The organism is Armatimonas sp. (assembly GCF_043760365.1).
GTDB lineage: Bacteria > Armatimonadota > Armatimonadia > Armatimonadales > Armatimonadaceae > Armatimonas.
Genome location: NZ_JAYUPA010001031.1, coordinates 1 through 7,360 on the forward strand (window position 1 = coordinate 1; position 7,360 = coordinate 7,360).

Annotated in this window: 8 protein-coding genes and 1 pseudogene; 1 reads left to right on the forward strand and 8 read right to left on the reverse strand. The window is 55.2% G+C overall.

All coding sequences use genetic code 11. The features are described 5' to 3' along the window. The 5 genes from ACH2EH_RS26315 to ACH2EH_RS26335 all read right to left on the reverse strand — a co-directional run. Positions 1–347: ABC transporter permease (locus ACH2EH_RS26315; RefSeq protein ID WP_395146390.1), on the reverse strand; the 347-nt coding region annotated here is incomplete at its 3' end. 2 nt (positions 348–349) lie between these two features. Then, positions 350–1,309, reverse strand: coding sequence for an ABC transporter permease (locus ACH2EH_RS26320; protein WP_395146391.1), 960 nt, complete (start codon positions 1,307–1,309; stop codon positions 350–352). Continuing rightward, positions 1,306–1,914, reverse strand: a complete 609-nt coding sequence (locus tag ACH2EH_RS26325; protein WP_395146392.1) for a hypothetical protein — start codon at positions 1,912–1,914, stop codon at positions 1,306–1,308. The genes ACH2EH_RS26320 and ACH2EH_RS26325 overlap by 4 nt, the downstream gene beginning before the upstream one ends. Further along, on the reverse strand, positions 1,911–3,077 hold the full coding sequence (locus ACH2EH_RS26330) for an AAA family ATPase (protein WP_395146393.1): 1,167 nt from the start codon (positions 3,075–3,077) through the stop codon (positions 1,911–1,913). Before ACH2EH_RS26330 ends, ACH2EH_RS26325 begins: the two co-directional genes overlap by 4 nt. Positions 3,078–3,079: 2 nt before the next feature. Next, positions 3,080–4,732, reverse strand: coding sequence for a peptide ABC transporter substrate-binding protein (locus ACH2EH_RS26335; RefSeq protein ID WP_395146394.1), 1,653 nt, complete (start codon positions 4,730–4,732; stop codon positions 3,080–3,082). 51 nt (positions 4,733–4,783) lie between these two features. On the opposite strand from ACH2EH_RS26335, the gene ACH2EH_RS26340 reads away from it, so the two are divergent. Continuing rightward, positions 4,784–5,758 (forward strand): alpha/beta hydrolase, encoded by a 975-nt coding sequence (locus tag ACH2EH_RS26340; RefSeq protein WP_395146395.1) that lies wholly within the window; start codon positions 4,784–4,786, stop codon positions 5,756–5,758. A gap of 159 nt (positions 5,759–5,917) precedes the next feature. On the opposite strand, the gene ACH2EH_RS26345 is transcribed toward ACH2EH_RS26340, so the two are convergent. The 3 genes and pseudogenes from ACH2EH_RS26345 to ACH2EH_RS26355 form a co-directional block, all read right to left on the reverse strand. Continuing rightward, complete coding sequence (locus ACH2EH_RS26345; RefSeq protein WP_395146396.1) at positions 5,918–6,253, reverse strand: DNA alkylation repair protein; 336 nt, start codon at positions 6,251–6,253, stop codon at positions 5,918–5,920. A gap of 1 nt (position 6,254) precedes the next feature. Next, entirely contained in the window at positions 6,255–6,473 is a 219-nt protein-coding gene (locus tag ACH2EH_RS26350; RefSeq protein ID WP_395146397.1) for a DNA alkylation repair protein, read from the reverse strand. Further along, a pseudogene (locus ACH2EH_RS26355) lies at positions 6,470–7,360 on the reverse strand (hypothetical protein); the annotation flags it as partial. The pseudogene ACH2EH_RS26355 and the gene ACH2EH_RS26350, both read right to left, overlap by 4 nt.

A 7,360-nucleotide genomic window follows, 5' to 3' on the forward strand; every position in this document is an offset into this window, starting at 1 on the left:
AAGGCGAGCAGTGTGTCGGTGATGCGCATCAGAACCGTCTCAGCCCAGCCACCGAAGAACCCCGCGATCAGCCCCACCGTGACACCGATACTCACCACCACCAGCTCCACTAACACCGCCACCGACAGAGAGATTCGTGCCCCATAGACCAAGCGAGAGAGAATATCACGCCCCAGATCATCCGTACCAAGCCGATGCGTCGCGCTCGGGCCTTGCATACGGTCTATCAGCTTCTGCTCCGCGAAGGGGTACGGCGCGAGGATGTTGGCAAAGATCGCCACCAAGACCAGCAGGCCAAGAAAGATCAGGCTCGCAAAAGCGATTTTATTCTTTTTAAGCTCGTTCATGGCTAGCGCTTTCCCCCTGCGGAGCGTGCACGGGGATCCAGCACGCCGTAGAGAATATCCACGATCAGGTTCACCACGACAAAGATAAACGCCATCAGCAGCGCCAATCCCTGGATCACCGGGTAGTCACGCTGCTGGATCGCAAAGATGGACTGATAACCCAGCCCCGGAATCTGAAAAAACGTCTCCACCACAAATGAGCCCGAGAGCAAGTACCCAAAAGTGGTTCCCGCGACAGTCATGATCGGTGGGAACGCGTTCTTTAGCGCGTGCTTAAACAAGACCACACCACTCGACAGGCCCTTCGCCCGCGCCGTCCGAATATAGTCCTGCCCTAGCACATCCAGCATCGCCGAGCGGGTCATGCGCGCCATCAGCGCCGCCGAACGCGCGCCGAGCACGATCGCGGGCAGGATAAAGAACTGCGGCTGCGACCGAACCGCATCGCCCAGTGCAAAGCCCATGGGCGGCAGTAAGTTGCGCTGTACCGCGAAGTACAGTGTCAGCAGCGGCGCCAGCACAAACGAGGGCACGGCGACACCGATCAGGGCGACACTCATCACGGCCCGGTCGGTTATTTTATTGGCCTTCACCGCCGCCAGAATCCCAATCGGAATCCCGATGCCCAGCGAGAACAACAGCGCCAGGCTCGCCAGTGTCCCCGTGTTGGGAAAGCCACGCTTGATTAGTTCCAGCACCGGCTCGCCATTATTAAAATACGAACGGCCAAAGTCGCCGCGCGTCACGATTCCAAAAACATAGTTACCGTAGCGCACCAGTGGCGGCAGATCCAGCCCCAGCTGATGCTGCAAACGCACCCTGCTCTCTGGTGTGGCATGCTGCCCGAGCAGGATGTCCACCGGGTCGGCGGGCGAGAGATAGGTCGCAAAGAACACGAGAAACGAGATCGCCAGCAGTGTCGGAATCGCCAGCCCAAGGCGCGTGAGAATCAGGCGAATCATTTGTTAATGTGGCCTTGAATAGCCGTGAAGGCTAGTTTAAAATACGTAAGTTCCTTGAGTATCTCCCGATCCACCCCCTCAAGAATTTGAAATGCAATTCCTTTTGAATAAACCTTCTCTTTTACACAATCCCGAGTTGCATGACATAGATTTTCAAAGAGTAGGTGCCGATGCCGCCTCTCCATTTCAAATCTCGACGGTAAACCACTCTCTTGTAAGCATCGTCCATAAAAAGCTCGCAACCCTTTTTGCTCATAGATAAGCCAAGATTCCATACATGTAGACATGAATTGAATGTGCCTTTCTTCAACTCCCACAGGAAAATCCCAACCATCTTGTTTTTTTAAATGTTCTATCTTCGATTCCAGAATTACCTCCTCTTCACTATCAACCAATAAGATTGGCCATGATGTTCGACTCTGATTTTCAAATTCAGCTTTAAATTGTCGAAAAGTAGTCCCTCGTCCCCCACATGGTACAAAACTAACATGTTTCATTCCAAAAAGCTTAGAAAACGCTCTTCGACACTTAGTGGTCAGTTCTTTTTCGATAGGATTCTTAGGTTTTTCTATTGCTCCCTCAACAAATACCGTAACCGTTTTCACCAGCGAGTCCCTCCCAGTTGTCCCCGAATCCATAGATTTCCAAGTGTATACTCTTCGAGCCATATTTTCAGCGCATCGGGAGATAGTCGCCGCATTTCAGTAATTTTATCTTCTCTTTCTACTACAATTACACAATCGGGGCTATTACTAAAGCTATCGACAAGAAATTCGGAATGGGTAGTAACAATCATCTGGGTGCGTTCAGAGCATTCCTTTATCAAATCCACCAGCCCTGAAAGTAAATCAGGATGTAAACCAAGTTCTGGCTCTTCTAGACAAATTAAAGGGCATGGATTCGGATTACACAAAATCGCAAGCAAACAAAGGTAACGCAAAGTACCATCAGATAGCCGTGTTGCTGGAATTTTATCTTCGCCGTCGAATAAATAGAGTTGAACCTTGTTACCAAAAATATCGACTCCAAAATCACTTGCACCGTCAAAGATGTCAGTTATCTTCTCTCTAATTTTTTTACGCACTGCGGGAAAACTATTTAAGTAGTTCAGGTGCATCGCCAGATTTGAAAAGTCTTCTTTTAAATCAGAAGGGTTGTCATCAGCATCCTGTGGCTGTCGTAATCGACTGTTTCTTCCAAATTCCCATTCCCTAAATATTTTAATCCCCTGATAATTTCTAGCTAAATAATGTATCTCGGGATACTGTTCTGGGTCTTGCCTTTGAAACAAAATCGAAGAGTTAGGCAATACTGTTTCTGACTGCAAGTCACGCTTTTCATTTTTCACGTTAACAATAGGATTTCCATTTTGGTACCGATAGTAAAAATATGAATCACTTTTCCCAGGATAAGGCTGACTGTTCTCAATTTGCTCATTATGAAGAACAAACATATTATTTACCACATCAAATCCCAGTATATGCCTGAGTGGTAATGTACCTTTATCATTATTAACAACAACATCTAAAACTGCTGATGCTGAGTTGCTCTGCTTACTAATCCAATCTGAAATTCCAGAAGGACGAAAAGCATATCGAATTTCACCAGGAGTTGAACGAAGTAAACTTATCATCTCAATGAAATTTGACTTACCAGAACCGTTCGCACCAATAAGCACGTTCAAACTTTGTAGTTTAATCGTTTCTGGATTGGGCCCAAAAGATAAAAGGTTCTTCGGGGTGATCTCCAGCAGAAATGGATTTGCCACGACTACTTGACCTCGACCGTGACGAGCGGAAGGTGGCCGAGAAGACCGTCTTTGAGGCCGGTGACGTGGGTTTTGATCAGCTCCATATCACGCTGGTAGTAGATCGGAATCCACGCGGCATCGTCCACGACCATGCGCTGGGCCTTGGCGTACATTTCGAGGCGCTTTTTGGAGTCGGTCTCCACATCGGCCTGGGCACAGAGGGCATCGTAGGCAGGGTTGGAGTAGCCCACATGGTTCTCCGCGCCCGTGGTGGTCAAGAGCAACGAGAGGTAGTTCTGCGGGTCGGGATAGTCCGCGCCCCAGCGGTGAAAATAGACGATCTCGTCGTTGTCCATCGCCTTGATCAGCGAAGCGTACTCCATCTCGCGCAGCTCCACGGGAATCCCGATCTTGCTCCACTGCTCTTTAAGCACTTGCGCGGTCTTGACGATATCGGGCTGCTGCTGGCGGAAGCAGAGCGTGAGAGGCGGGAGGCCCTTGCCGTCCGGGAAGCCCGCTTCGGCGAGCAAAGCTTTTGCCTTGGCTTCATCGTAGAGATAGCCCTTGAAATTTGCGTCGTAGCCGGGCATTCCCTCGGGGACGATGCACTCCGCCGCCGTGTTCACATCCAGAAGCACGCCTTTCTTGATCTCCGCTTTGTTGGTGGCGCAGGCGAAGGCTTGCCGAACCTTGGCGTTTTTGAACGGCGCGTAGGCTTTCTGGTTCATCCCCACATAATATGTGGAGGCGCGGTTAAAAGTCTGCACTTGTCCGGCGTACTTGGGATCGGTTTTATCCTTCTCGTAGTCGCCTTTTTCCAGCGCGATAATGTCCACGAGGCCGGAGTCGTACTGGAGGCGGGCGGTCTTGGTGTCCAGAATAATCGGGCGCTCGATCTTGGTGAGCTTGGGTGCCCCAAGAACCCATTCCTTGTTGGCTTCCAGCGTGAGGGACTTCTGTGGTGTGTAGTTGGTGAGCCTAAACGCACCACAGCCTACCAGCGCCGCGTTCTCGGAGCCGATGGTTTTTGCCCCGCTGGGCAGTGTCGGGCCTTTCTCGATCTCCTCTTTGGCAAGAATATAGGCGGTCGGGTAGGTGAACTTGCCTAAAAAGTAGGGCCGCGATGCCACGAGCGTAATCTCAATCGTGCTCTTGCCAATAACTTTCACGCCCGTCAGCTCGGTGGCCTTTCCGGCAGCCAGCTCTTTTGCGCCCTGAATATCGTCTAGGTAGGTCACGGCTACGGGCGATGCCAGCTTGGGGTCGAGGGCGCGGGTCAGGCTGTACAACACATCGTCGGCGGTCACCGCACGGCCATTATGGAACGTCAGGCCCTCGCGGAGCGTGAAGGTATAGACGCGTCCGTCCGCGCTGACTTTCGGCATTTCTTTAGCGGCAAGCGGTGTGACCTCGGTCTTGTCGTTCCAGCCGACGAGGCCCATGTGTGCGTTCTGCAAGAGATCAATAGTTGGGCCGTCTTGGGCGCGGTGCGGATCGAGCGTGGATGGCTCCGTCGCAATGGGGTAGCGCAAGACGCCTGGCACCGATCCAGTTCCTCCACTGCCCGTGCCTCCCCCCCCCGAGCTGCTGGAGGGACAGCCGGACAGAGCCAGGGAGACGAGCGAGAGACTGAGTGCGCAAAACCCGCGCCGGGTAAGTTTAGACGATGTCATGACGGGAAAATTATAGCACGTTCTCATCAAAGTCGTAGGTACAATGGGCACATGAACACCTGGGCCCTATTTCTTTTCAACCTTGCCGCCCTCGCGCTTCTGGCTCCCGCCTACGCGCAAACCAAATCGCAGACTCTCTCGCTCTACCCACCCGGCCATCCCACACTTCAGGGTCAGAACGAGAAAGAAATTCTCACCCCGCCCGATCCCAAGCCGGGGCAGTACTACAACATTAAAAATGTCCACAATCCCATCATCGAGGTCTTTCTGCCGCCGAAGGAGAAGGCCACGGGGACACTGATTGTTGTTGCGCCCGGCGGAGGGCATCGTGAGCTAGGCTGGCCCAACGAGGGGATTCAGATCGCACAGTGGCTGAACTCCCACGGGGTCGCCGCCGCGGTGCTCAAGTACCGGCTCGCTCAGACTCCGGGCTACAAGTACACAGTCGAGGGCGAGGCGCTTCAGGACACCCAGCGAGCCTTCCGGCTGGTACGTGCGAATGCAAAAGAGTGGGGCGTGGACACCAAGCGGGTCGGGATTTTAGGTTTTTCGGCAGGCGGCGCACTTGCGGCGCTGGTACACATGCGCAACGATGGCGGCAAGCCCGATGCCACCGATCCCATCGAGCGAGAGAGCTGCCGCCCGGACTTTGTGGGGCTGGTCTACGCGGGCTGGGCTCCGATGAGCTTCGCCATTCCCCCCGGTGCTGGCCCCGCTTTCCTGGTGAGTGCGGGCATTGACGATGCGTTTCATGCCCGGCAAACTGTCGAGTACTACAACCTGCTCTTCACCGCCAAAGTCCCTGCCGAGCTCCACATCTACGGCCACGGCGGCCACGGTGGCGCAATCAGCGAGCGCAAGGGGATACCCTTTGGCACCTGGCATGTCCGGCTCCAGGAGTGGATGGCAGATCTAGGGTACTTGAAGGCTAACCCCCAGTTTTTCTTACCCCCTAGCCCCCGCCCGGCGGGGGGACAATGCAGATTGCTCGTTCCCCGCGATAAATTTCCTCTCCCCGCCGCTTAGACGGCGACCCTCTCCGGCAATCGCTCGTCCCTCGCTGCGAAGAGGGTGATTGGCGACGCGCTTACCTCACCTCACTACTACCCTTCCTTCGCGGAGCCGGAGGGAGTGGCGAGCCCTAGCGAGCCGAGGGAGGCTTCCTTCTGGGGCCAGGGGCTGGATTTAGAGATGCTTCAAGGCCTCCCGGACAGAAAGCCAGGAGAGGTGCGTTTTATTGGCCTCGACAAACGCACGCACGGCGAGCGGGTCGGAGTAGGCGTAGGTGCGGAGCGCCCAGCCGATGGCTTTTCGGATGAAGAACGCGGGGTCTGAGGCACTGGCGTGGCAGTAAGCAAAAAGCCGGTCGGCATCGGTAGCTTTATGGTGCTTGAGCTGGTGCAAGATCGCCGCGCGTCGGAGCCAGAAGTTCTCGTCGCGGCTCCACTCGTCCATTTGTGTTTGTAGCTCAGGCAGGCGCAGGGTGAGCGGGCTGAGCACACCCCCGACAATGCCGTCCACACTATCCCACCAAGCGTGCAGCCTCGGCGAGCCAGGCTTCGTCGGCGACGGGCTTGACGGTAGTAAGCAGCGGCCTGACGAGCGGCTGAAACTCGGGGCGCTTGAGGCCCAGAAAGGCGAAGTTGTCTTTCATGTACCGGACCATCGCAACGGCTTTCTCCGGGTTGCGGTGGGTCTCCAGTGTGTTCTTTACCGCTTCGACAAACTCTGAGGGTATCATCGGTGAATGACTCGGTAGAGATGGATGTCGTCAGGGGCAAACGTATCGGTGCAGACACTCCCGGTGGGTGTCAGTATTCGCCCCTCGCCCAGCACTTCAATCTTGCCCCTCTTGGCGATCTCCACTGTGAGCGTGGCCGCACCCGTCGCGGCGGCAAAGACATAGGTTGCACCCTTGTGCTCCACGGTGAGAAGCTCCACGCCGTTTTGCTCGCTGTGCTTGCCTTTGGTGCTATTGATCACCGCCGCGAGCTCCCGAATCTGTTTGTTGGTCGCCGTCACCGACGCCAGCATCTCGGGGTCATCTAATAAAGCGTGCTCGTTGAATTTCGGCTGGAACTGGTGCACGAAGTAGATCAGGCCACGCGAGCCGTGAATAATTGCCCGCCAAGTCTCGGAGCGCACTTGCTTTGGCGTGGCCTTGGTCTTGCCATCAATGCGCGTGCACTCCAGGCAGTTCCAGATGCGTTTTTTCCCGCCCGTCCAGCCCATCAGCCGATCCACACCCTTGGGCACCAGCCCCAGCGGCAGATTGTTGGCGGCGGGATAGACATCGAACGAGATAATATCGCCGCCGTTGACGTAGGTCTGATAATCCGAGAGCTTCGCGCCCGCACCGCGCCCTTTCCAGCCGTCGTTGGCGACGCCTTGCCCGAGATTGAGCAAAATAGGCCGGGTCGGATCGGCGGCCCGGAGGCGCTTGTAGTCCTCCACAATTTTCTGCGGCGGCACACACGGCCCCCAGCCCTTCTTACCCGTCGCCGGATCAGTGACCGCCTGCGCGTTATCGGGCTCGTCGCCGTGCATCCAGCCCGCGATAGTCGGATCGTCTTTATGCGCCAGCCCCACGGCGTTCTGCTCACAGACCACCCGCATCTTCGCCGCTTT